This window comes from Kitasatospora sp. NPDC056273, from assembly GCF_042268845.1.
GTDB lineage: Bacteria > Actinomycetota > Actinomycetes > Streptomycetales > Streptomycetaceae > Kitasatospora.
This window is the reverse complement of the sequence record NZ_JBHJSJ010000001.1, coordinates 20801-42908: the sequence shown is the minus strand read 5'-3', so window position 1 is coordinate 42908 and position 22108 is coordinate 20801. Positions and strand designations below refer to the sequence as shown.

Sequence of the window (22108 nt, the reverse complement as noted above, 5' to 3'; positions counted from 1 at the left end):
GGCAGCCATGACGATGAACTTCGTCGGCCACAGGCTCGCCTGGGTGCCGGTGCCGGGCGGTGTGTGCCTGTTCGGTGACCGGCAGAAGCCGTTGCGTGTGGTCGACCTGGAGTGGACGGCGACCCCGGTCACCCCGGCCCAGCTCGGCCTCGATCCGGACCACCGGCCGCTGGTCGGGGTAGCCCAGGCGCAGGCGGCCCGGATCGCGGCAGACCTGGGCGGCCGGCTGCCGCTGTCGAAGGAGTGGGAGTGGGCGGCCTCCGGGCCCGAGCGCCGCCGGTACCCGTGGGGAGACGAGGAGCCGGCGGAGGGACGAGCGAACCTGCGCGACCTCTGTGGAAGGCTCACCCCGGTCAACTCCCACCCCCGGGGCCGGACCCCGACCGGGCTGTGGGACATGGCGGGCAACTGCTGGGAGTGGACCGCCTCGAAGACGATCGGCGACGGTTTCGTGATCCGCGGCGGTTCCTACAACTCCCTGCCGCTGTACGCCCGGTGCACGTTCCTGAACGCCGCGCCGGCCGAGCTCAGCTCGCCTGGCATCGGCTTCCGGGTGGTGAGGGCGGCGTGATCGGCGACCTCGTGATCGCGGGCTGCTCACGCCGCAAGACACCGGACATCGGCCTCCTGCCAGCCCTGGAGCGCTACACCGGGGGCATCGCCCCTCAGCTGCACGCCCGCTTCGCCGATCACCCGCACGCCCGCAGCCGGATCCGCTTCCTGTCCGCGGCCTTCGGCCTGCTGCGTGCGGACGACCTGATCGCCTCGTACGACCAGCGCCTCGGCTCCGACCGGGCCGAAGGACTGCGCCTGATCGTGAACGGGCAACTGCGGCGCGACTTCACCGCCAACGGCGTCCCGCAACGAGTACTGCTGGTCCTCGAACCCGACTACCTGGTCCTGCTCGCCGACCTCCTGGCCCTGCCGGAGCGCCCGGTCCTGCACTGGATCCCCGACCCCCGCGGCTGGCCCCAGGCCGCCGCCGTGCTCGACGAATGGAGGTGGCCGTGACGCACATCAGCCTCACGGACGCACTCAAGACCCAGGCCAACGCCCACCGGTACTTCACCACCGGGTTCACCGAGCGCACCGGCCTGAACTGGCACCAGCCCACCCCTGCGCAAGCCGCCGCCGGCCGGACGATGTCGGTCGTGATCCCGGCACGCAACACCGCCTACGCCCTGCCGACGGTGCTGAACGCGCTCGGCGCGCAGCAACACGCGGCCGACGTGGAGGTGATCCTCGTGGACGATGCCTCCACGGACGCGACGTTCGAGATCGCCCGCCGGCACCCGGTGGTCACCACCGCGGTGCGCCTGGCCGAGCGACGCGGCTCGGCAGCGGCGCGCAACGCCGGTACCCGCCTCGCCCAGGCAGCGACCGTCCTGTTCGTCGACGCGGACATGGTGCTGCCCCCGCACGTGTTCGCCGATGTCGCCGTGCGCGCCGCGGCCGACACCGTGCTGACCGGGTTCCGGCACAACGTCGCCTACCGGGCGTCGCCCTGCGGTGAGCCGCTGCTGCCCAAGGCGCCCCCGCTCCTCAGTGCCGACCACCGCGTCACCTGGAAACCCCCGGTGGGTCAGGTCCTGCCATACTCCGGCCTCACGCTCGCCGACGCACTGGACGGGCGCCCGCTGGACGCCACCAACGACTTCCAGACCCTCGGGTACGGCCGGTCCTACTACGACTGGGACCTGCCGCGGATGGTCGTCACCGCGCTGCTGGCCGTTCCGCGCAAGCAGCTGGTCGACGTCGGCGGCTTCGACGAGGAGTTCGGGGCGCTGGGCTGGGGCATGGGGGACACCCACCTCGGCGCGGCCCTGATCGCCTCCGGCTGCCTCGTGGTCCCGCTGCGTCAGGCCGTGGGCTTCCACCTCGACCCGCCGGACGCCGCCGCCCAGTGGCAGGCCAAGCTCGCCTCCTGGCCCGCGACGCTCGCCCACTACCGCCACCTGCTGTCCCTCCCCGCCCCCACCGACCGCGGCGACGCTTTTGTCGCCGCCGCCGGAAAGCACCTGACCGACGCCGAGGTGATCACCCGATGATCCGCGCCTTCGCTGCCGCTACGTTCGACGGCACCACCGTCGTGCACGATCCCGCGGTGGGCACCAACCACCTGCCGCCCGAGCCGCTGCCCGCCGGCTGCGTCGCCTTGGACGACCAGCAGGTGGCCGCCTGGCCCGAGGCGGATCCCTCGACGCTCGCGCTCGAATACCCGCTGAGCATGTGCTGGTCCCCGATCGTGCGCTGCAACCTGGACTGCCCGCAGTGCCTCGACGACAAGAGCGTGCGCGAGTCCACCGCGGCGGAGCGGCGCGTCCTCGCCGGCCACATCGCCGCCTCGGGGGTGCTGGGCGTGGACATCTCCGGCGGCGAGCCGCTGCTCCTCCGTGACCTGCCCGAACTCGCCTGCGCGATCCGCCGCCAGGGCACCAGCGTGGTCAGCTGCACCACCAACGGCTGGCACCTCGCCCGCCGCGCCGAGGAACTCGCCGACTCCCTCGACGCGATCCGCGTCTCCCTCGACGGCGCCACCGAGACCACCCACGACGCCTGGCGCGGCCAGGACAGCTACCGGCACGCCGTCGCGGGCATCCGCGCCGCCGTCGACGAAGGCCTGTTCGTTCAGCTCCAGATGGTCCTCATGCAGTCCAACCAGCACGAGGCCCAGGAACTGCTGGACCGCGCCGCCCAACTCGGCGCCGGCGGGGTGACCTTCCTCCAGATGCTCCCCATCGGCGACGGCGCCGCCCTCGCCGCCGAACAGATGCTCACCGACGAGCAAGCCCAGGACATCGTCAGCCCGCTCACTGTCCCCGACGGCGTCCGGGTCCGGCTGCGCACCCGCACCAGCGCAGGCGGCTTCACCGTCCTGCGCGCCGACGGCTACGCCTGGCGCAACACCCGGGGCGCCACCGGCATCTCCGCCCTCGTCCCCGTCACCGGCCCGTCCGACCTGCGCCTGCCCACGTCCGAGGGTTCCTCATGACCAGCTCCTCGCGCGCCGGAAGGCGGGTCTTCGCCCAGCGCGTCCCGTTCGCACCGACGCACTACCAGTGCTTCGACGCGGCCCGCCTGATCGCCGAGTCCGTCGTCGGGATCGACCCGGACGTGACCTACGTGATCGGCATCGCCTCCGGCGGGATCAAACCGGCCCGCCTCATGGCCGACTACCTCAAGGTGCCGCTTCACACGGTCACCGCGAAACACAACAAGAGCGACGCCCCCTTCCAGCAGGCCACCGGCGACGTCGAGGTCCAGCTCGCCAACTCCCTGCCCGGACGCCTGTCCGGGACAGTGCTCCTCGTGGACGACATCGTCGGCACCGGAGCGACGTTCACCGCCGTCAGCAATGCGCTGAACGACCGGCTCGACTACTCCGCCGAGATCATGACGGCGGCACTCTTCCGCAACCGCGGGTGCACGCAGACCCCCGACCGGTGGGCCTGGAGCGTCGACGACTGGGTCGTCTTCCCCTGGGAGACGCCGCACAGCGGCCAGACCCAGCCCGTCCCCGCCCTGAAGTGGGTGAGCGCCCGGTGATCACCCACCCCGCCTCCCGCGGCGTTCTGCTGGTCCTCGTCTCCTGGACCCCGAACGCCCCGGCCGGCATCGAACGCGCGACGGCCGCACTGGCCCTCGGCCTCGCCCGCAACGGCCACCGGCCCGTCATCGCCACCGCCGCACCTCAGCCCGAAGGCCCCGGCCTCCCCGGCGTCACCATCGCCAGATTGCGCCTCGACGACGTCCAGTTCCCGTGCGACGACGACGTACTGCGCCGCGCCGTCACCTACCAGGACACCAGGCTGACCCGCCAGATCCGGGACCTGATCACCGAACACCGCATCGACACCGTCCTGTTCACCGACGCGCTGTGGGGCCTCGGCCGCCTTCGCGGCGACATCCCCGGCCACGTCCGTCGGGCCCTCGCCGCCCACGTCAAACCGCACACCCTCGACGCCGGACCCGCACTCGCCCGCGCCACCCGCGTCCTCGTGCCCTCCGCGGTCATGCGCGACGAGCTGGCCGGCTGGGGCCCTTGCAACCTCCGCGTCGTCCCCAACGCACTCATGCCCGACCCCACCGTGACCCCACCAGCCCCGAAGCTCCGCGAGCAACTGCGCCGCAGCGGCCCGGTACGCGTCCTCGCACGGCTCGGGCCGGAGAAGGGCGTACTCGACCTGCTGGAGGCCGCCTCCGGCTGGGACCGGCCCCTCGAAGTAGCTCTCGCCGAAGCGGGGTTCGAGGACAGCACGGGATCCCAGTCCGCACTCCTCCACGCCTGCAGGAAAGCAGCCGCCCGGACCCCGAACGTCCGTCTGCGTGGGACGCTGGCCTGGGATGAGGTGCTTCCCTGGCTCGCCGGCGCGGCGGTGGTCATCGTTCCCAGCCACAAGGAGACCTTCGGCCTGGTCGCGCTGGAGACGATGAGCGTCGGCACCCCAGTCGTCGCCTACCGGGTCGGCAACCTGCCCGCCCTGATCAGCCCGACCGGCGACGGCGACCACCTCCTCGTCGACCACGACGACGGCCCGACCGCTCTCTACAAAGCGGCACGAACCCTGCTGGAAGATGACATACTGTACGCCGCGACTACACAGACCGTGTATCGGAGAGCGGCCGAGTTCGAGCCGCGCCGAATCGCTGACTTCTTCCTGGAGGCGGTGTCGTGATGTCCGAAACCCCAGCAACCCCTGCGCCGTTGCTGCTCGTCGACGGATTCAACCTTCTGTGGGCCGGCACCTTCGGCTTCCCCGCCCCGATCTTCTCCCGCGACAAGACCCGCGAACTGACCGGCCTGTTCGCCTTCTTCGCCCTGCTTCGCGCCTCGGTCCGCGACGACCTCGACGTCGCGCAGCCCGAGGTCCTGGTCGTCTTCGACGGCGAGCACGGCACAGCCGAGCGCGTGGCCACTGATCAGGAGTACAAGGCGAACCGGGAGGCAACACCGGAGGCGCTCAAGCCGCTGCAGTTCCTCGCCCCGGTGAAGGACGGCCTGGACGCGTACGGGATCCGGTGGGTTGAGATCGAGAACGCCGAGGCCGACGACGTCATCGCCACCCTCGCCACCCGGGCCGCCGCATCCCGGCCGGTTCTGGTGATGTCTCGGGACATGGACTTCTACCAGCTCCTCGACGACCGCGTGCGCGTCCTCAACCGCTCCCGGAAGTCCTCCCGGCGGATCATCACCGCCGACGAGGTCCTCGCCCGGTTCGGTGTCACCCCCGCCCAGTGGCCAGCGTTTCGCGCCTTGACCGGCGACAAGTCCGACAACATCCCCGGCGTCCGCGGCATCGGGCCGAAGGTCGCCGCCACCCTGCTGCGCGATGGCATGCCACTGCGCGACCTGCCCGGCTCCGGTCGGCTTACCGGTGCCAAGGGCGCCGCGATCACCACCGCCTGGGCCGACGTGCTGCGCTGGGAGGCGATGATCACGGTGCGCCGCGACCTGGACGTTCCCGTCGTCCTCCGCGGCGAGTCCAGCCCCCAGCTGCCGAAGCCCGCCGACGTCGTCGAGAAGCTGGAGCTGTGGTGAGCAGTGCCGTGCCCGGCTCGCTCCTGGCCGCCTTCGCACACCCCGACGACGCCGAACTGTGGGCCGGTGCCACCCTTGCCCTCCACGCCCGGTGCGCCGCCGTCACCATCGTCGTCCCGCACCGCGACGACCTCCGCGACGCCGAGGCCTGCAAAGGCGCCACCGTCCTCGGCGCCGAACTACGCCAAGTGCCCCGGCTCGACCACGCCACCATGCAGCAAGTGCTGCTGGAGGCAGAGCCGGACGTCGTCATCACCCACCCGCTCAACGACGTCCACCCTGAGCACCGGGCCGTCGCCGCCACCGTGCTCGCGGCCGTGCCCGAGCCGCGGATCGCCACCGGCCGGCCGAGCCGCTTCTACACCTGCGACACCTACAACTCGCTCACTCTCGACGGCCCGGTGCGCGCCGACGTCATCGTGGACGCCACCGCGACCTTCGACACCAAGATGGCCGCGCTGCGCGAGCACGTGAGCCAGCCGATCGAGCAGCACTTCGGGCCCATGGCCGAGAACCTCGGCCGGCTCTGGGGCGCCCGCATCGGAACCCGGTACGCCGAGGCGTTCACCGCTGTACCGATCCTCGGCTGTCTGCCGAGCGCCGCCCACCTCTGACACGCCGCACTTCGCGGCCCACCTACCGTCAACTCACCTTAAGGGATGACCATGACGTCCATACCCGTGCAAGCCCAGCGCCGCCGCCCGGTCGACCGCCCGCGCGTCGAAGAGCTGACCCGCGAGTTGCTGCTCGCCCTCGGCGAAGACCCCGACCGCGACGGTCTCCAGGACACGCCCCGCCGGTTCGCCGACTGGTGGGGCGAGTTCCTCGACCACGACGCCGGCAGGCTCGACACCAGCTTCGCCCAGGAGGGCCGGTACGGCGACTTCGTCCTGCTGACCGACATCGCGGCCTGGAGCGTCTGCGAGCACCACCTGCTCCCCTTCCGCCTCGACGTCTCCATCGCCTACGTGCCGACCACCGCCGTCCTCGGCCTTTCCAAGCTCGTACGGCACCTGGAGGCCCACACCCACGCCCTCCAGCTCCAGGAACGCATCACGCACGACGTCGCCCACGACCTCGCCAAGGCCGCCGCCACCGACGACGTCGCCGTCTTCACCACCGGCGAGCACCTGTGCATGAGCATGCGCGGCGTCAAGGCCACTGCGGTACGCACCACCACCATGTGCCGCCTCGGCCGCACCGAGAGCGACCCCGACCTCGCCGCCCGCATCGAACGCCTCGCACTGCCCGTCCGCCTGTAGCCGCTGCTGACCTGCGGATCCTGCGTCGGCCAGGCACGAGTTCAGCGGTGCTCGGGGTTCTCGAAGTCGAAGCGGCAGCCGGCGTCCCACTCGGAGCGCTGGTTGCCGTGGGCCGGGATGCCGCCGGCGTCCTTGAGCATGCGGGCCAGGTGGAGCTGGTTCCAGGTCATGAAGGTGGTGTTGCGGTTGGTGAAGTCGTTCTCCGGACCGCCGGAGCCGGGGTCCAGGTAGGACGGGCCGGGGCCGGCCTCCCCCACCCAGCCGGCGTCGGCTTGGGGCGGGATGGTGTAGCCGAGGTGCTGGAGGCTGTAGAGGACGTTCATCGCGCAGTGCTTGGCGCCGTCCTCGTTGCCGGTGATCAGGCAGCCGCCGACCCGGCCGTAGTAGGCGTACTGGCCTTCGGAGTTGAGGATCGAGGAGCAGGCGTAGAGCCGCTCGATGACCTTCTTCATGACGGAGGAGTTGTCGCCGAGCCAGACCGGCCCCGCCAGGGTGAGGATGTCGGCGGCCATCACCTGGGAGTAGATGACGGGCCACTCGTCGGTCTCCCAGCCGTGTTCCGTCATGTCCGGCCAGACGCCCGTCGCGATGTCGATGTCCACCGCCCGTAGGACGTCGACCGTAACGCCCTGGCGTTCCAGGATGCCGGTGCTGACGTCGATCAGGCCCTGGGTGTGGCTGCGCTCCGGGGAGCGCTTCAGGGTGCAGTTGATCACCAGGGCGCGCAGGTCGGCGTAGGACGTCGTCGGGTCCGGCACGGATTCCTCCTCCAGGAGCGGCAGGAGACCGGTCGGGCCGCGGACTCCCGGTACAGCTCACCAGTCCGGCTTCGTGGGCGCTCGCGGAACTGGGCCGGTCGCCTGACCGCACACCACCTGATCGAGCGTTCGGGGCCGGCGGCCCGGTCCCGATTCCGGCCCGTCCCCCTACTGGCCCGTACGCACGCCCTCGACGAGGATGGCCGTCGAGCGCAGGAGGACGGCAGCACCGGCGGAGGCGCCGGCCGGGCTTGGGGAGAGGGCGACGACGTGCCGTTACGCATCCACTTCACCATGGAGGACCTCGCGCGGACCCGCGTCGCCGACGGACCGGCGCCCTGCATCGAGCTGAGCACCGCGGCGCGGCAGCTGCAGGAGCGCACCCAGCCGGTACGGCTCGGGGCCTGGCGCCACCGCACCCTGTCCGCCCTGCAGCCCGCCTCGCGCATGGTCCTCGCCCTCATGCCCTCGCGCGGGCGGATCACCGACTTCCTGAGCGGCGCGAACGCCGCGACGCCCGCCGAGCTGATCGAACAGGTCCGTGCCACGCCCCGCAGCCGCGTACGGGCCAGCCTGGAGAACACAGCCCGGCACCAGCCCCTGCCCTCGTGGGCCCGCCGGCTGCCCGACGACCCGCTGCTGCTGCGGCAGTTGTGCGACAGCCTGGAGCACGTGGCCGGCCATGCCCTCGTCCCGCACTGGCGGGAGGTCGAGGCCTTGACGGCGGCCGACGCGGCGGTGCGGTCCCGCCAGCTGCTCGGCGGCGGCGTCGAGGCGCTGCTCGCGCGCCTCAACCCGCGGCGGGTCCGCTGGCAGGCGCCCGTGCTGGAGATCGCGACGGTCTCCGGTCTGGACGCCGACGTGCACCTGGCCGGGCAGGGGATGCTGCTCCAGCCGTCGGTGTTCGCCGTCGAGGCCCCGATCGTCAACCTCGACGCGGTGCCCCAGCCCGTCCTCACCTATCCGGTGGCCCGGCTCCAGGAGGGCGCGGCCACGCCGCTGTTCCCGGCCATCCCGTCCGGCGGCCGTCGGGAGACGCCGCCGGCGGTCGGCGCCGTCGGAGCCCTGCTGGGCCACACCCGGGCGGCGGTGCTCGGCGCCATCGCCGGTCACCCGGGCTGCTCGACCCGGCAGCTCGCCGCGCTCGTCGGCATCTCCATGGCCAGCGCCAGCGAGCACGCCACGACGCTGCGCAACGCGGGCCTGATCGCCACCCGCCGGGACCGCCAGACGGCCGCCCACGTCGCCACCCCGACGGGCATCGCGGTGCTCGACGCGCCCTCCGGACGGCCCTGAGCGGCCCACTACCACCCCACCGATCAGTCGGCGCCGGACCGACGCCCAGCGTCCTCCCAGAGGTCCAGCCCGGCTCGCAGGAGTCCACGTACGGCCGCGGTCTCCTCGTCCGTCAGGGCTTCCTCGTCGGCGGCCGGTTCGAGGGTGTCGCCGCCGAAGACCTTCTCGTAGGCGCTGTCGTGGACCGGCCCCTGGGAGGGAAGGGGCGGGCCGACCGTCACGCTGTGGGCGAGGTCTTCGAAGAAGTTCCACGCCTCCAGCAGCAGTCCTGCCGACACCGGGCCGGGGTCGGGGCCGGGCTCGGGGTGCTCGACCCATCGCCGTACGGCGGCCAGGTCGAGCGTGCCCTCGCCCTCCCAGACGAGCTGCCGACCGTTGCGATCACAGTGGTCCCGCAGCGTTTCAATGTCCCGGAAGACGAGGAGTCCTCCGAGGTCGTCGACGAGGAGCTCATCGGGTGCGTCGCCCTCGCCGGGCCGCCAGATCACCGTCAGGTCCCCGCTCCTGGTCGCGATGCGGTACGGATAGTGGTCGGCCATGCGGGGTCTCCCGTGGTGTCGCGGCGCCACCCGCCGCGCGGGTCGTCCTGCCCGCAGTGATCGTCACACACGAGGGCTGCCGGGAGGGGGCGAGGGCCGGGGGCGACTCAGGCCCGGTCGGCCCGGCGGATGACGAGCATGTCCTGGGTGTGGCCGATGCCGTAGCCGCCGCCGGGGAGGGCGAAGTGCTCCTGGACGTAGGCGGCCAGGGCCGCGCGGGAGGGGCGGGGGTCGAGGGTGGCCAGGTCGGCGACGTTGACCATGAACTCGGCGACGTCCACCGCCTCGGCGAGGTCGGGCGCGCGGTAGTGGAGGTCGAGGGTTTCGAGGGCGTAGTCGTGCTCCGGGTGCCGCTCGTGCAGGCGGTCGGCGAGCGGGGCGAGGTCGTAGCGGACGCCGGTGAAGTGCGCGGCCATCCGCATGCACGGGCTCTCCGGGTTCTGGAGCACGACCAGGAGGGTGCCGCCGGGTGCCGTCCAGTCCAGGGCGCGGCTGACGGTGCCGAACCAGTCCGCCTCGGGCACGTAGTAGAGCACGTGGGAGAGGTGGACGAGGTCGGCCTGCTCGGGCGGGTGGACCCGGTCGAGCGGTTCCGGGAGGACGAGGGCGTCGGGGCAGGCCACCCCGAGCTTCTCGCGCATCGCGGCGCTGGGTTCCACCGCGATCGTGCGGTCGAAGGAGCGGCTCAGGTGGGCGGTGGTGCGGCCGTCGCCCGCGCCGAGGTCGAGCAGGACCCGGCGGTGCGGCAGGGTGGCCACGATCTCGCTCAGCCGGGCGTGGGTGATCGGCTTCTCGTCCGTCCCGGCCAGGAACAGTTCGAACGCCCGGCGGTAGTCGGCGCTCGTCACGTCCAGGACTCGGACCGGGTCCGCGTCCCTCGTCGTCGTCTCCACCTGTCGGCCTCCCCTGTTGACGGTGTGCCAGGTGGCGCCCATTGCACCCCGTGGCGGCTGCGCGGGGGTGCAGGGACGTTCCTGCCCGCGTGTCGGCCACGCCGCTCCGCGACCGCCAGGCCCCGTTTAATCGGTGGCCCGGCGTCCGTGGCGGCTCCTACAGTGTCCGCCTGATCAAGAACGCCCAGGGAGCCGGACATGCGTGTGCACTACCCCCGGACGCCGCATCTGCCCTGGTCACCGGGCACCGCGGCGGACGACGTACGGACCGGGGACCTGTCCGCGCTGGCCGGCGCCGAGGTCGTCGTCACCGAGAAGCTCGACGGCGAGAACACCACGCTCTACCGCGACGGCCTGCACGCCCGCTCGCTGGACTCCGCCCACCACCCCTCCCGCGCCTGGGTGAAGGGCCTCCAGAGCCGGATCGCCCCGCGCGTCCCGGACGGCTGGCGGATCTGCGGCGAGAACCTGTTCGCCCGGCACTCGATCCCGTACACCGACCTGGAGAGCTGGTTCTACGGCTTCTCGGTCTGGACGGGCGGCACCGACGGCGGGGACCTCGACGGCGACCACTGCCTGGACTGGGACGACACCGTCCGCTTCCTGCGCCGCCTCGGCGTGCCCGTCCCCCGGGTGCTGTGGCGCGGCCGCTACGACGAACGGGCCCTGCGCGCCCTGCGGTTGGACCTCGACCGGCAGGAGGGGTACGTGGTGCGGACGGTCCGGGGCTTCTCCCGGGCCGAGTTCGGCGAGCGGGTCGCCAAGTGGGTCCGTCCGCGGCACGTGCGTACCGACACCCACTGGATGCACGCCGCGGTGGTGGAGAACGGGCTCGCCCTGGGCTCCGCGCTCTGGGCCGTACGCTCCGGTGCGCTGCCCGAGCCCGCCGCCCTCGCGGCGGCCTTGGGCATACCCGAACTCTCCTGCTCTCCCGATGAGTTGGCCGAGGTGTCGGCCCGGCTGGACGAGCTGGGCCGGGGCGGGGACGCCCGGCTGGCCGGCGTGCTCGCCACCGCGCTGCGCACCGCCCACCGCCAGTCGCTGGCACCGCTGCTGGCCGGGCCGCTCGGGCTGCCGCTGGCCCGACGGGTCGCCGACCTGGTCGGGCTGCACCCCGCCCTCCAGCACCCGTACCCGGACGAGGAGCGCCGCGCCGGGCTGGTCCGGCTCTCGGCGGCCGCCGACCTCGGAGTGCTGCACGCCGTCGCGGCGACCGCCGCCCCCGGACGGGCGGAGCGCGAGCAGGTCGCCTGGTCGGCGCTGTACGCCGAGGACGCCGGGCTGCTCGCCGAAGCTCCGCTCGCCCGGCTGCGGGCCGAGCTGCGGACGGCGCTGGCCGGTCTGGACCGCGACGCCGCCGACCGCTGCTGGGCCCAGGCCCGCGAGGCGTACGCCCTCGGCCGGATCGCCACCGCCGACGAGGCCGTCGCGGCCACCTGGCGCTGGCGCGACGGCCGGTTCCCCCGACTGGTCCACCTGTGCGGCCCCTCCGGCAGCGGAAAGAGCAGCTTCGCCGCCGGGCTCGGCGGCGTGACCGCCCGGATCAGCCTGGACGACCTGCGCGCCGCCCGAGGCTCGCGCGCCGACCAGCGCGACAACGCCGATGTGCTGCGCGAGGGCCTGGCCCGGCTGGACGCCGCCCTGGCCGCCGCACCGGCCCCCGGCCCTGGAGAATCCACCGGTGACCCTGCGGGATCCACCGGCGCCACCGCCGTCTGGGACGCCACCTCGCTCAACCACCAGCAGCGCTCCCACGTCCACGCCGTCGCCCAGCGCCGCGACGCCCTGGTCACCCAGGTGGTCCTGGTGGTCGGCGAGGAGGAGCTGCTGCGCCGCAACGCCGTCCGCCCGCACCCCGTGCCCGACCAGGTGCTCACCGCGCAGCTGCACCGCTTCGGCCCGCCCTACCCCGGCCAGGCGCACCGCACCTGGTACGTCGGCCCCGGTGGCACCGTGGAGGACACCGCGGGCACGCTCGACGAGCAGGAGGACTGATGCGCCCCATCGAACAGATCTGCCAGCGCATCCGCTGGGACGCCCGCTTCGACCCGGCGCGGTTCTCCCTGGGCGTGCGCCACCGCGACGACCGCACCGAGCGCGTCCCGCTGGAGGCCTTCACCGCCTCCGGCGAGATCCCCTGGCACCGGGTGCACTGGGTCGAGGCGGACGGCGTACGGGTCTGGGACCGCGCCTCGGGCGTGGACCTGCTCGACCGCACCGAGGCCGGGCGCCGCACCGACCCGCCGCTCCTGCCCGCGCCCTTCTTCACCGCGACCACCCCGTACGCCTGGCACCCGGACGGCGGCTGGCGGCCGGCCCGGACCGGCGAGACCGCCGGGACCGCCGCCACGGCCACCGGCCTGCGCGTGGTCACCTGGAACACCCTGTGGGACCGCTACGACGCCGAGCGGATCGCCACCGCCCGGCGCCGCCCGCTGCTGCTCGCCGCGCTGGCGGCCGCCGACGCCGACGTCATCGCCCTCCAGGAGGTCGAGCCGCAGCTGATCGCCCTGCTGCTGACGGCGCCCTGGGTCCGCGCCGGGTACACCCTCGGCGCCGACCCGCTCGGGCCGGAGGTCGACGACCACGGCCTGCTGCTGCTCAGCCGGCTGCCGGTGCTGGCGGCCGGGCGGCACGCGCTGGGCCCGCACAAGGCCGTCACCGCCCTCGCGGTACGGGCCTCCGGCGCTCCGCTGACCGTCGCCGCAGTCCACCTCAGCAGCGACCACTCCCCGGACGGCGCCGACCGCCGCCGCTCCGAACTCGCCCGGCTCGCCGAGGGATTGGCGGGCGTGGAGGGCGAGCTGCTGCTGCTCGGGGACTTCAACGACGGCCGCTCCGGCCCGGCCGGCCCGGCCGCCGCGCTCGGCCTGCGGGACGCCTGGGCCGAGGTGCACGGGCCGGGCGACGACACCCCCACCTTCGACCCGACGGCCAACCCGCTCGCCGCGGTCTCCTCGCTGACCGGCCGACCGGGCCGGCTGGACCGCGTCCTGCACCGCGCCGACGGCACCCGCGCCACCGCGGCCGTCCTGCTCGGCGACCGCCCGGACGAGGACGGGCTCCTGCCCTCCGACCACTACGGCGTGGCCGTCGATCTCCTCCTCGAAAGCGGCGACACCGACGGCGCCATGGTCCTCGACGCCGCGCCCACCGCCCGCACCGCCGTCGCCTGGCTGCCGCCCGAGGAGCTCTGGCCGCCGATCCAGCGCCTGCGCGAGGCGTACGACCCGCAGGTGCGCCGCTGGCCCCCGCACGTCAACCTGCTGTTCGGCTTCGTCCCGGAGGCCGAGTTCGACCGCGCCCTGCCGCTGCTGGGCGCGGCCGCCGCCGAGGTGGCGCCGTTCACCGCCCGGCTGGAGGGCGTGCACACCTTCGGGCACCGCGAGGACGCCACCGTCTGGCTGGACCCGGCCGCCGCCTCCGCCGCGCCCTGGTCGGCGCTGCGGCACGCGCTGGAACGGCGCTTCCCGCGCTGCCGCGGCCGGGCGGAGGGCTTCACCCCGCACCTGAGCCTCGGGCGCAGCGCCGACCCGCAGCGGGTGGCCGCCGACTGCGCGGCCCGGCTGACCGGGGCCTCGGCCCGGGTCGGCGAGCTGGTGGTGCTCTCCCGCCGGGGCGCCGAGCCGATGCGGCCGCGCGCCGTGGTCTCGCTGGGGACCGGCGAGGTTCGGCCGGTGCCCGAGCAGCCGCTCGCCTCACCGGCCCCGGAGCCGCCCGAACACGCCTTGGCAGCAATGGAGTTGGCCAGCCGGATCGCGGCGGCCCTGCCCGAGGGCGTGGTGCACACCGTCGGCTCCCGACGGCTCGGCTGCCAGTTGGACGGAGGCGACCTGGACCTGGTGGTGGCGCTGCCCGGCGCCGCCGATCTGCCCGCCGTCCGCGCCCGAGTGGCGGCCGCGCTGCCGGAGGCCCGGCGGCTGCGCGAGGTGCGCGGTGCCCGGGTGCCGGGGCTCCGGCTGACCGCCGACGGCCTGTCGGTCGACCTCGTGGTGGTCTTCACCGGCGCCCTCGATCCGGCCCAAGCCGTAGACCGCCGTGCGGAGTTGGGCGAGGCGGAGGCCGTCGCGCTGAGCGCCGTGACGGACGCCGAGGCGGTCCTAGCGGCGCTCGGCGACCGCCACGCCCGCTTCGTCCGGCTGGCCCGCCAGGTCAAGGCATGGGCGCGGGCGCGCGGCCTGGACTCCGCACCCTTCGGCCAACTGCCCTCGCTCGCCTGGTCGGTGCTGGCCGCCCGAACGGTCCTGGAGGCGCCCGACGGCCCCGAGGGCGACCTCTTCCAGCGCTTCACCGAGACCTGGGCGGGCTGGGACTGGCGCCGGCCCGTCGCCCTCACAGGTGGTCCGACGCCGCCCGCCTCCGGCCCGCTCACCGTCCTCACCCCCTCCGCCCCGGTCCGCAGCTGCACCACCCAGGTCAGCGCCGACACCCGCGACCTGCTCACCGAGGAGCTCTACCGCGCCTGGGAACTCACCACCGAGGCCGCCGACTCCTCCAAGGCTCCCAACGCGCCCGAGGCACCCGAGAGGCCCGAGAGGCCCGGTGCCGCCGAACCCCCGTGGCCCGCCCTGCTCGCCGCTCCCCCGCTGCACCGCCGGCACGCCGCCTGGGCCGTGGTCAGCGCCGACGAGGAGTCGCTCGGCCTCGCCCGGGGCCGCGTCCGCGCCCTGCTGGCCGCCCTGGAAGACGCCGGAGCCACCCGGCTGCACGCCTGGCCCCACCCGTACCGGACCGCCGACGGCCGCTTCCACCTCCCGATCGGCCTCGGCCCCGCCCCGCTCTCCGCCGCCCGGCTCGCCCCGCTCGCCAAGGCCTGGTCCCGGGCCCTGCCCGGCGTCCGGGTCGAGCACGTCGACGGCGGCGGCGCTCCCACCCCGACCCGCTGAACCGCCCCTCCCGCCTGGACCATCCCCACCTGCTGGACCGACCCGACCACCCCGATGGGCCGAACCACCCCTGCCCATCGGTCTCTTCTGGACAATCGCCCCCGAAATTTGCCACGGTGAGGACCAGCGGCCCAGTCATCGATCATGCGGCCGAAGCCCCATGGGAGTTCCCCGTGCCCTCCGCCGACTTCCCCGCCTTCTACCTCGGGCAGAGCACCTTCTCCGACCCCGGCGCCCACCTCCCCCGCTACGCCGACCTCCCCAAGGATCCGCGCCGCCTCGCCCGGATCGCCCGCGACCTGATCATCCACCGCCTCGAAGGCTGGCTGTTCCACCACCCCATTCCGGCGAACCGGCTCCACCACGACGCCGAGACCCGCTACCTCGACGACATCCTGCACCTGATCACCGACCGCGACCCGGCCCCGCTCAACCACCCGCGCGCGCCCGCCGACCGCTTCGTCGGCGTCTGCCGGGACCTGGCGCTGCTGCTCTGCTCCTTCCTCCGCCACGTCGGCGTGCCGGCCCGGTTGCGCTGCGGCTTCGCCGGCTACCTCGGCCCGGACGGCTTCCACTGCGACCACGTGGCCACCGAGTACTGGGACGACCGGCGCGGCTGGCTGCTCGCCGACCCGCAGCTGGCCGACCCGAAGGTCGCCGCCGCCTGGCGGGTGGACTTCGACCCGATGGACGTCCCGCGCGACCGCTTCCTGGTCGCCGGCCGGGCCTGGCGCACGATCCGCGCCGACCGGTCCACCGCCGGCTCCTTCGGCGTCCACCCGCCCGAGGAGGGCCCGCTCAACGGCGAGTGGTTCGTCGCCCACTCCACCCGGCTCGACCTCGCGGCCCTGAACAAGGTCGAGACCCTCCTCTGGGACACCTGGGGCACCGGCTCCACCAACACCCCCCACGCCCCGTACGACGAGGTCGCCCACCTGACCGTCGGCCCGGTCGACCTCCCCGCCGTCCGCCGGCTCTTCTCCGAGCACGACGCGCTGCGCACCCCGAAGACCGTCCTGTCCCTGGCCCCCTTCAACGGCCCCCGCGAGGTCACCCTGCGCTGACGCCCCCGGCCCCCTCGCCCCCTCGCCCCCTCCTGGCGGAGCAGCCCGCCCCTACGCCCCGGCCTGCTGGTAGAGCGTCACCAGGAGGCCGTACACGGGCTCGCCCTCCGCGTCCTCCTCCGTCTCGTCGACCAGTCCGGCCAGCGCCTCGACGAGCCTCGCCGCCTTGGCCGGGCTGAGTCGGAGGTGGCGCAGCGCCAGGAGGTGGTCGACGGGCGAGCGGTCCAACTCCTGGGCGACGGCACCGAACAGCGCGGCCGTGCCCTCGACCTGCGGCTCGGCGACGAAGAAGCGATCGGCGGTCCGCCGGTAGTACTTCTCGGTGCCGCCGCGCACCCGTCGCGTTCCCGCGTCCTGGACCAGCCCCGCCTCGCCCAGCACCCTGAGGTGGTGCGAGACGCTGCCCTTGTTCGCCCCGAGCTGCGCGGCGAGCCGGCTGATCGTCGACGGACGGCTGCTCAGGGCGAAGAGCAGGCGTTGGCGCAGGGGGTGGGCGAGCGCGGCGTGCTGCAGCGGCGCGCTGATCTGCTGGACGGTCTCGTCCGGTCGGTGACTCATCTGATCAAGCGTTAAGTACGGTTGACGCTTTGGCAAGTCGCTGGTCTACTGCCTCTCCATGACCTCCACCACAACGCCGTCCGCCCTGGACACCGTCACCCTCGTCGAGTCGATAGCCGACCTGGTCCGTGAGAACTACGTCTTCCCCGACGTCGCCGGGCAGCTGGCGGACCTGCTGAGGCGCCGGAGCGCCGAGGGCGCCTACCGGACCGAATCCGCCGAGGAGCTGTCCGAAGCGGTCACCGCGGACCTGCGGTCCGTCAACGGCGACCTGCACCTGGGCCTCAAGTACCACGCCGTGGCGGTGCCGCCGGAGCCGGGTGCGGCGGTACTCGCCATGGTTCGAAGGGAGTTCGACACCTTCCTGAACGGCGTTCCCCGCGTGGAACTCCTCGACCACGGCGTCGCGGTCCTGGAGATCGGACCCAAGCTGTTCCCGCTGGACTGGGCGGCACCGCCGCTGACCGCGGCGCTCTCCCTGGTGGCCCCCGCCCGCGCCCTCATCCTGGACCTGCGCCGCAACACCGGTGGCGACCCGAACACGGTCGCCTTCGTCTGCGCCTACCTGCTCGACGGCCGCACCCACCTGAACACCATGTTCTCGCGGAAGGACGAGGTGGGCGCGCAGTCCTGGACGCCCCCGTTCGTCCCCGGCGCCCGCTTCGGCGGCACCAAGCCGATCTACGTGCTGACGAGCGCGGACACCTTCTCCGGGGGCGAGGAGCTCGCCTACGACCTGCAGCAGCTCGGCCGCGCCGAGGTCGTCGGGGAGGTCACCCGCGGCGGCGCCCACCCGCGCGAGGGCTTTACGGTGCACCCGCACCTGGAGCTCAGCGTGCCCTTCGCCCGCGCGGTCAACCCGGTCTCGGGCACCAACTGGGAGGGCGTCGGCGTCCAGCCCGACGTCCCCTGCGACGCCGACACGGCACTCGACCGCGCCCTGTCCCTGGCCGCGGCGCGCCTGGCGTAGGGCCTGTCCTCGGACTCGCCTCTGCGGGACGACGCCGGGGCATGGTCGAGACGGCGAAGGAGTCCGGGGCCCCGATGACCGCGGCCCCGTTCACCTGACGGGCTCGCGGTTGATGCTCAGCAGGGCCTGGACCAGGCCGCCGGGCACCCGGCCGGTGAGCACCGGGACCCGGGCGACGGCCCCCGGTCGCGGTCCAGGCAACCTGCGGCAGTGATGTCGCTGTCACTTGGCATGATGCCCGGCATGGTGAGAACACAGCGCATCAAGGGTTTCTCCGCGACCGGCCGGCCGATCTCCACGCCGACCACCAAGTTCGGCGGCCAGCCCGTGTGGCTGGCAGGCCCGCAGTGGCCGATCAGCGCGGCGTGGGACCGGCCGATGCGCTTCGCCGGCCAGATCGAGCTGGGCCCGGTGATCGGAGCGGCCGGCGACGGAAAGGTCGCCTACGTGTTCGTCACCCACGCCGATCACGAGGAGCACTTCTTCGACCCCGACATCATCGACCCCGACGGCGGCGAGAACGCGGTGATCGTGCAGCCGGGCGGCGGCCATGCCGGCCCGGTGCGCCCGCTGCGGACCGGCCCCGGGCTGTACGGAGTCGACGGGTCGGAGGTGGAGTTCACCGTCGACCTCCGCCCCGCCGACGAGCCCGATTCCATGACGGACGAGGAACTCGACTCCCTGCCCTCCGCCGACCGGGACCGCTGCATCGAGCTGATGGACGGCGACAAGATCGGCGGAACACCGCTGTTCTTCCAGGGCGACGAGTGGCCGGAGGGCGGCCCTTGGCGGCTGCTGCTGCAGCTGGACTCGAACTGGGTGCCTTTCCACCTCAACCTCGGCTCGTCGCCGAGGTTGTTCGCCTTCGTGTCCGAGGACGGCGCCCAGGGCAGGCTGCTCGTCCAGGACTCCTGACCCGATCGGGGCTCGCCCGTCGGAACCGGCTTCGAAAACGGCAGGCGGGTACAGGACCGTTGACGCCCATCACTGACAGCCGCAGCCGTCTCGTGCCCGACGCGGATATCTGAAATATTTATTGCGCAATTTTTCCTTCAGATCTATCGTCGACGCATGCCCGAGAAGCCCCGGCCCGACCGGATCACCGACCTGTCCCGTCTGAAGGCGTTCACCAACCCGCTGCGGATGCAGCTCTACCGCCTGCTCTTCGCCGCCGGGAGCGCGACCGCCTCGCAGCTCGCCGAGCAGGTCGACCAGGCTCCGTCGCTGGTCAGCTACCACCTGCGCAAGCTCGCCGAGCAGGGCTTCGTCACCGAGGCGAGCGGCCGGAGCACCGACGGGCGGGAGCGGTGGTGGCAGGTCGCCTCCGAGGAGGGCTGGGGCTTCCGGGAGTCCGACCTCGCCGGCACGCCCGAGGGCGCGGCCGCCGTCAGTACCGTGACCAGGGGCCTGGTCGACTCCCGGGTCGCCCAGTACCGCGCCTACCTCGACCAGACCGCCGCCTGGGGCGGGGAGTGGACCGACGCGGCCTTCAGCTCCGAGTGGCTGCTCGACCTCAAGCCCGCCGAACTCGCCGAGCTGGGCGAGGAGTTGCAGGCCCTCGCCCGACGATGGCGGGAGCGCGGCAACGCCGCCAAGGCCGCCGGGGACACCGCGGGCCGTGAGCACGTGTCCGTCCACCTGTACGGGTTCCCCTTCCGCTCCTGACGCCGGCACAGGCCGGCCCCGAGCACCGGCGCAGGCCGGTCCCCGGCCGCCGGCGCCGCCGTGTCCCGACCTCCGGAGTCCGCCCCATGGTCCTCACGGAACCGCCCCTCTCCCGCCGGGCCGCCGCGCCGCCCGCCCACCGCGACGGCAACGTGCTGCGCTGGCTCACCGCCTACACCGCCTCGCTGATCGGCGACAGCGTGTACTTCGCCGCCCTCGGCTGGTCCGCCCAGCGGTCCGCCGGCCCCGCCGAGGTCGGCCTGGTCATGGCCGCCGGCGCCGCCCCACGCGCCCTGCTCATGCTCGGCGGCGGCGTCCTGGCCGACCGGCTCGACCCCCGCCGGGTGGTGCTGGGCAGCGACGCCGTGCGCTGTCTGCTCATCCTCTCGGTGGCCGCCGCCATCGCGCTGACCACGCCCGCGCTCTGGCTGCTGGTCGCGGTGGCGCTCGTCTTCGGCGCCGTGGACGCCCTGTTCGTCCCCGCCGTCGGTGCCCTCCCGCCCCGGATCACCAGCCCCGACCAGCTGGCCCGGGTCACCGGCCTGCGCTCGCTCGCGGTGCGCCTCGGCCAGATCGCCGGACCGCCGCTCGGCGGCCTGGCCATGGGCCTGGGCGGCCCGGCCGCCGCCTTCGCCGTCGCCGGGCTGCTCTTCGCGCTCTCCCTGCCGCTCCTGCTCTCTGTCCGGATCAGTCCGCTCGAAGCCCCTCCGGGTGACGCCCCGTCCGGGGCCGACACCCCGCCCCGGCCCGGCACCGCGCGCGCCGAACTCCTCGACGGGCTGCGCTACATCCGCCGCCACCCGCTGATCGGACCGCTGGTCGCCGTCGGGGCCGTCTGCGAACTCGGCCTCACCGGCACCCTCAACGTCGGCCTGGTCCTCCTCAACGCCGAACGCGGCTGGGGTCCGTCCGGCTACGGCTGGATCGTCGGCTGCTTCGGCGCCGGGGCCGCCGCGAGTGCCGCGCTGCTCGCCGTCGTCGGGCGGATTCCCCGGGCCGGTCTGACCATGGCCGTCACCCTGCTGGCGGGCAGCACCGGCGCGGCGGCCATGGCGCTGGTGCCGCAGCTGTGGACCGCCGCCGTCCTGGCAGCCCTGACCGGCCTGGGCGCGGGCGTCTTCGGCAGCCTGGACGGCACCCTGATCCAGACCACCGCCGACCCCGCCTACCTGGGCCGGGTCACCTCCGTCGTGATGCTCACCATGGTCGGCCTCGCCCCGCTCAGCTACCCGGTGGTCGGCGCCGCCATCGGCGTCTGGGGCACCGCCCCGGTCTTCGTCGGCTGCGGCGCCCTCTCCTGCCTCGGCGCCGCCCTCGCCCTCGCCTCCCCCGCCGTCCGCCGCGCGGAACTCCCCCGCGCGGCCTCCCGCTGAGCCCCCAGCACCGGGCGCGGACACCGGCCCGGCAGACCCCGCCGACCCGTCACCAGGTGACCGGGAGCGCCTCGACGCCGTAGACCGTCGACCCCTCGCGGAAGCGGAGCCCGGCCTCGGGAACGGCGAGGCGCAGGGTCGGGAAGCGCCGCAGCAGGGCCGGCAGGGCCACCTTCAGTTCCAGCCGGGCCAGCTGCTGGCCGAGGCACTGGTGGGCGCCGAAGCCGAAGGCCAGCTGGGCGACCGGACGGCGGCGCAGGTCGAGGTCGTCCGGTCGTTCGGGGACGAGCTCGGGGTCGCGGTTCGCGGTCAGCGGGGAGAGCAGGACGTGCTCGCCCTCCGCGATCCGGTGGCCGTTGACCTCGACGTCGGCCACGGCGGTGCGCAGGAGCGGTGCGGGGATGGCGAGATGGCGCAGCAGTTCCTCCACCGCCGTGCCGGTGACCGCGGGGTCGTCGCGCAGGGCGGCGAGCTGGTCGGGGTGGCGGAGCAGCGCCAGCACGCTCAGGGCGAGCTGGGTCGCGGTGGTCTCGTGGCCCCCGACCAGGAGGGTGGTGCCGAAGCCGACGAGCTCCGCGTCGGTGAGCTCCGCGCCGTGCTGCCGCACCACCGCGCCCAGTACGCCGCCCCCGGGGGCAGCCCGGTTGCGGGCGACGATGTCCGCCATGGCGGCGTTCAACTCGTCGGAAGCGGCGACCAGTTGGCCGGCGTCGGCAGTCCCGTCCATGATCACCTGGGAGCAGCGCTGGAACATCGTCCTGGTCCCGTACGGGACGTCGAGCAGTTCGCAGATCGCCGCCGAGGGGATCGGCAGGGCGAAGGCCTCGACCAGGTCGACGACCGGCCCCTGCTCCGCCATGGCGTCGAGGTGCTCGGCGACGATCGCCTCGATCGCGGGCCGCAGCCGGTCGACCTGACGGACGGTGAAGCTGCCGGTGAGCATCCGGCGCAGCCGGGCGTGCTCCGGGCCGCTGTACGCGGGCAGGAAGCCCGGGTGGTTGAACAGGGTGCGCGGCAGTGCCGGGTCGATGCCGTTGCCCGTCACCAGTCGCTCCTCCGCGAAGGCGGCCCGGACGTCGCCGTACCGGGTGATGACGACGGCGTCGATCTCGCCGCGCACCGGATGGGTCACGCGCAGCCGCGGCAGGCCGCCCTCCTCGCGCATCCGGCGGAGGTCCGGCGACGGGTCGAACGGGCAGGTCCGGTCCCGTTCGGAGGCGACGAAGGACGCCGAGCGGTGATCGGGCATGGTGCGGGCTCCTCGGTGGGATCGGTCCGGGGGCGCGGTCGCGCGACAGGGAAGGG

The 22108-nt window shown here is 73.8% G+C and carries 22 protein-coding genes; 17 read left to right on the top strand and 5 right to left on the bottom strand.

All coding sequences use genetic code 11. The features are described 5' to 3' along the window. Positions 1-7 precede the first annotated feature (7 nt). The 9 genes from ACFCY1_RS00190 to folE are packed head-to-tail and all read left to right on the top strand — an operon-like array spanning position 8 to position 6801. The gene (locus tag ACFCY1_RS00190; RefSeq protein ID WP_375872941.1) at positions 8-571 is read left to right on the top strand and encodes a formylglycine-generating enzyme family protein; all 564 of its coding nucleotides are present in this window, start codon (positions 8-10) and stop codon (positions 569-571) included. After that, the gene (locus tag ACFCY1_RS00185) at positions 568-1011 is read left to right on the top strand and encodes a hypothetical protein (RefSeq protein WP_375872940.1); all 444 of its coding nucleotides are present in this window, start codon (positions 568-570) and stop codon (positions 1009-1011) included. Before ACFCY1_RS00190 ends, ACFCY1_RS00185 begins: the two co-directional genes overlap by 4 nt. Beyond that, a complete protein-coding gene (locus ACFCY1_RS00180) occupies positions 1008-2048 on the top strand; it encodes a glycosyltransferase family 2 protein (protein ID WP_375872939.1) in 1041 nt (346 codons plus the stop codon). The genes ACFCY1_RS00185 and ACFCY1_RS00180 overlap by 4 nt, the downstream gene beginning before the upstream one ends. Then, complete coding sequence (locus tag ACFCY1_RS00175; protein ID WP_375872938.1) at positions 2045-2992, top strand: radical SAM protein; 948 nt, start codon at positions 2045-2047, stop codon at positions 2990-2992. The genes ACFCY1_RS00180 and ACFCY1_RS00175 overlap by 4 nt, the downstream gene beginning before the upstream one ends. Continuing rightward, positions 2989-3546, top strand: coding sequence for a phosphoribosyltransferase (locus ACFCY1_RS00170; protein WP_375872937.1), 558 nt, complete (start codon positions 2989-2991; stop codon positions 3544-3546). Before ACFCY1_RS00175 ends, ACFCY1_RS00170 begins: the two co-directional genes overlap by 4 nt. Further along, on the top strand, positions 3543-4676 hold the full coding sequence (locus ACFCY1_RS00165; protein ID WP_375872936.1) for a glycosyltransferase family 4 protein: 1134 nt from the start codon (positions 3543-3545) through the stop codon (positions 4674-4676). Before ACFCY1_RS00170 ends, ACFCY1_RS00165 begins: the two co-directional genes overlap by 4 nt. After that, a complete protein-coding gene (locus ACFCY1_RS00160) occupies positions 4676-5539 on the top strand; it encodes a 5'-3' exonuclease H3TH domain-containing protein (protein ID WP_375872935.1) in 864 nt (287 codons plus the stop codon). The genes ACFCY1_RS00165 and ACFCY1_RS00160 overlap by 1 nt, the downstream gene beginning before the upstream one ends. Further along, positions 5536-6153, top strand: coding sequence for a PIG-L deacetylase family protein (locus ACFCY1_RS00155; RefSeq protein ID WP_375872934.1), 618 nt, complete (start codon positions 5536-5538; stop codon positions 6151-6153). Before ACFCY1_RS00160 ends, ACFCY1_RS00155 begins: the two co-directional genes overlap by 4 nt. Before the next feature lie 51 nt (positions 6154-6204). Continuing rightward, positions 6205-6801 (top strand): GTP cyclohydrolase I, encoded by a 597-nt coding sequence (gene folE / locus ACFCY1_RS00150; RefSeq protein WP_375872933.1) that lies wholly within the window; start codon positions 6205-6207, stop codon positions 6799-6801. Positions 6802-6842: 41 nt separating this feature from the next. Here folE and ACFCY1_RS00145 read toward each other — a convergent pair whose 3' ends face one another. Further along, positions 6843-7559, bottom strand: a complete 717-nt coding sequence (locus tag ACFCY1_RS00145; protein WP_375872932.1) for a flavodoxin family protein — start codon at positions 7557-7559, stop codon at positions 6843-6845. Between the two features lie 270 nt (positions 7560-7829). On the opposite strand from ACFCY1_RS00145, the gene ACFCY1_RS00140 reads away from it, so the two are divergent. Then, on the top strand, positions 7830-8855 hold the full coding sequence (locus tag ACFCY1_RS00140) for a DUF5937 family protein (protein WP_375872931.1): 1026 nt from the start codon (positions 7830-7832) through the stop codon (positions 8853-8855). 23 nt (positions 8856-8878) lie between these two features. Here ACFCY1_RS00140 and ACFCY1_RS00135 read toward each other — a convergent pair whose 3' ends face one another. Together ACFCY1_RS00135 and ACFCY1_RS00130 are read right to left on the bottom strand one after the other, a co-directional pair. Beyond that, positions 8879-9394 (bottom strand): hypothetical protein, encoded by a 516-nt coding sequence (locus tag ACFCY1_RS00135; protein WP_375872930.1) that lies wholly within the window; start codon positions 9392-9394, stop codon positions 8879-8881. 107 nt (positions 9395-9501) lie between these two features. After that, on the bottom strand, positions 9502-10287 hold the full coding sequence (locus ACFCY1_RS00130; protein WP_375872929.1) for a class I SAM-dependent methyltransferase: 786 nt from the start codon (positions 10285-10287) through the stop codon (positions 9502-9504). 198 nt (positions 10288-10485) lie between these two features. Here ACFCY1_RS00130 and ACFCY1_RS00125 point away from each other — a divergent pair, with 198 nt between their 5' ends. From ACFCY1_RS00125 to ACFCY1_RS00115, 3 genes are all read left to right on the top strand, one after another. Beyond that, positions 10486-12282: an RNA ligase family protein gene (locus ACFCY1_RS00125; RefSeq protein WP_375872928.1), complete on the top strand. Its 1797-nt coding sequence runs from the start codon at positions 10486-10488 to the stop codon at positions 12280-12282. Further along, complete coding sequence (locus ACFCY1_RS00120; protein ID WP_375872927.1) at positions 12282-15173, top strand: poly(A) polymerase; 2892 nt, start codon at positions 12282-12284, stop codon at positions 15171-15173. Before ACFCY1_RS00125 ends, ACFCY1_RS00120 begins: the two co-directional genes overlap by 1 nt. A 173-nt stretch (positions 15174-15346) precedes the next feature. After that, positions 15347-16237: a transglutaminase family protein gene (locus tag ACFCY1_RS00115; protein ID WP_074002884.1), complete on the top strand. Its 891-nt coding sequence runs from the start codon at positions 15347-15349 to the stop codon at positions 16235-16237. Positions 16238-16288: 51 nt separating this feature from the next. On the opposite strand, the gene ACFCY1_RS00110 is transcribed toward ACFCY1_RS00115, so the two are convergent. Continuing rightward, positions 16289-16795, bottom strand: a complete 507-nt coding sequence (locus ACFCY1_RS00110) for a winged helix-turn-helix domain-containing protein (protein ID WP_049652949.1) — start codon at positions 16793-16795, stop codon at positions 16289-16291. A gap of 58 nt (positions 16796-16853) precedes the next feature. Between ACFCY1_RS00110 and ACFCY1_RS00105 the strand changes: the two genes are divergently transcribed. From ACFCY1_RS00105 to ACFCY1_RS00090, 4 genes are all read left to right on the top strand, one after another. After that, positions 16854-17765: a S41 family peptidase gene (locus ACFCY1_RS00105; protein ID WP_375872926.1), complete on the top strand. Its 912-nt coding sequence runs from the start codon at positions 16854-16856 to the stop codon at positions 17763-17765. A gap of 243 nt (positions 17766-18008) precedes the next feature. Then, on the top strand, positions 18009-18680 hold the full coding sequence (locus ACFCY1_RS00100; RefSeq protein ID WP_375872925.1) for a hypothetical protein: 672 nt from the start codon (positions 18009-18011) through the stop codon (positions 18678-18680). A 156-nt stretch (positions 18681-18836) separates the two neighbouring features. Then, positions 18837-19430: an ArsR/SmtB family transcription factor gene (locus tag ACFCY1_RS00095; RefSeq protein ID WP_375872924.1), complete on the top strand. Its 594-nt coding sequence runs from the start codon at positions 18837-18839 to the stop codon at positions 19428-19430. Positions 19431-19516: 86 nt separating this feature from the next. Then, positions 19517-20803, top strand: coding sequence for an MFS transporter (locus ACFCY1_RS00090; RefSeq protein WP_375872923.1), 1287 nt, complete (start codon positions 19517-19519; stop codon positions 20801-20803). 49 nt (positions 20804-20852) lie between these two features. Here the strand turns inward: ACFCY1_RS00090 and ACFCY1_RS00085 are convergent, their stop codons facing one another. Beyond that, positions 20853-22052, bottom strand: a complete 1200-nt coding sequence (locus ACFCY1_RS00085; RefSeq protein ID WP_375872922.1) for a cytochrome P450 — start codon at positions 22050-22052, stop codon at positions 20853-20855. Positions 22053-22108 lie beyond the last annotated feature (56 nt).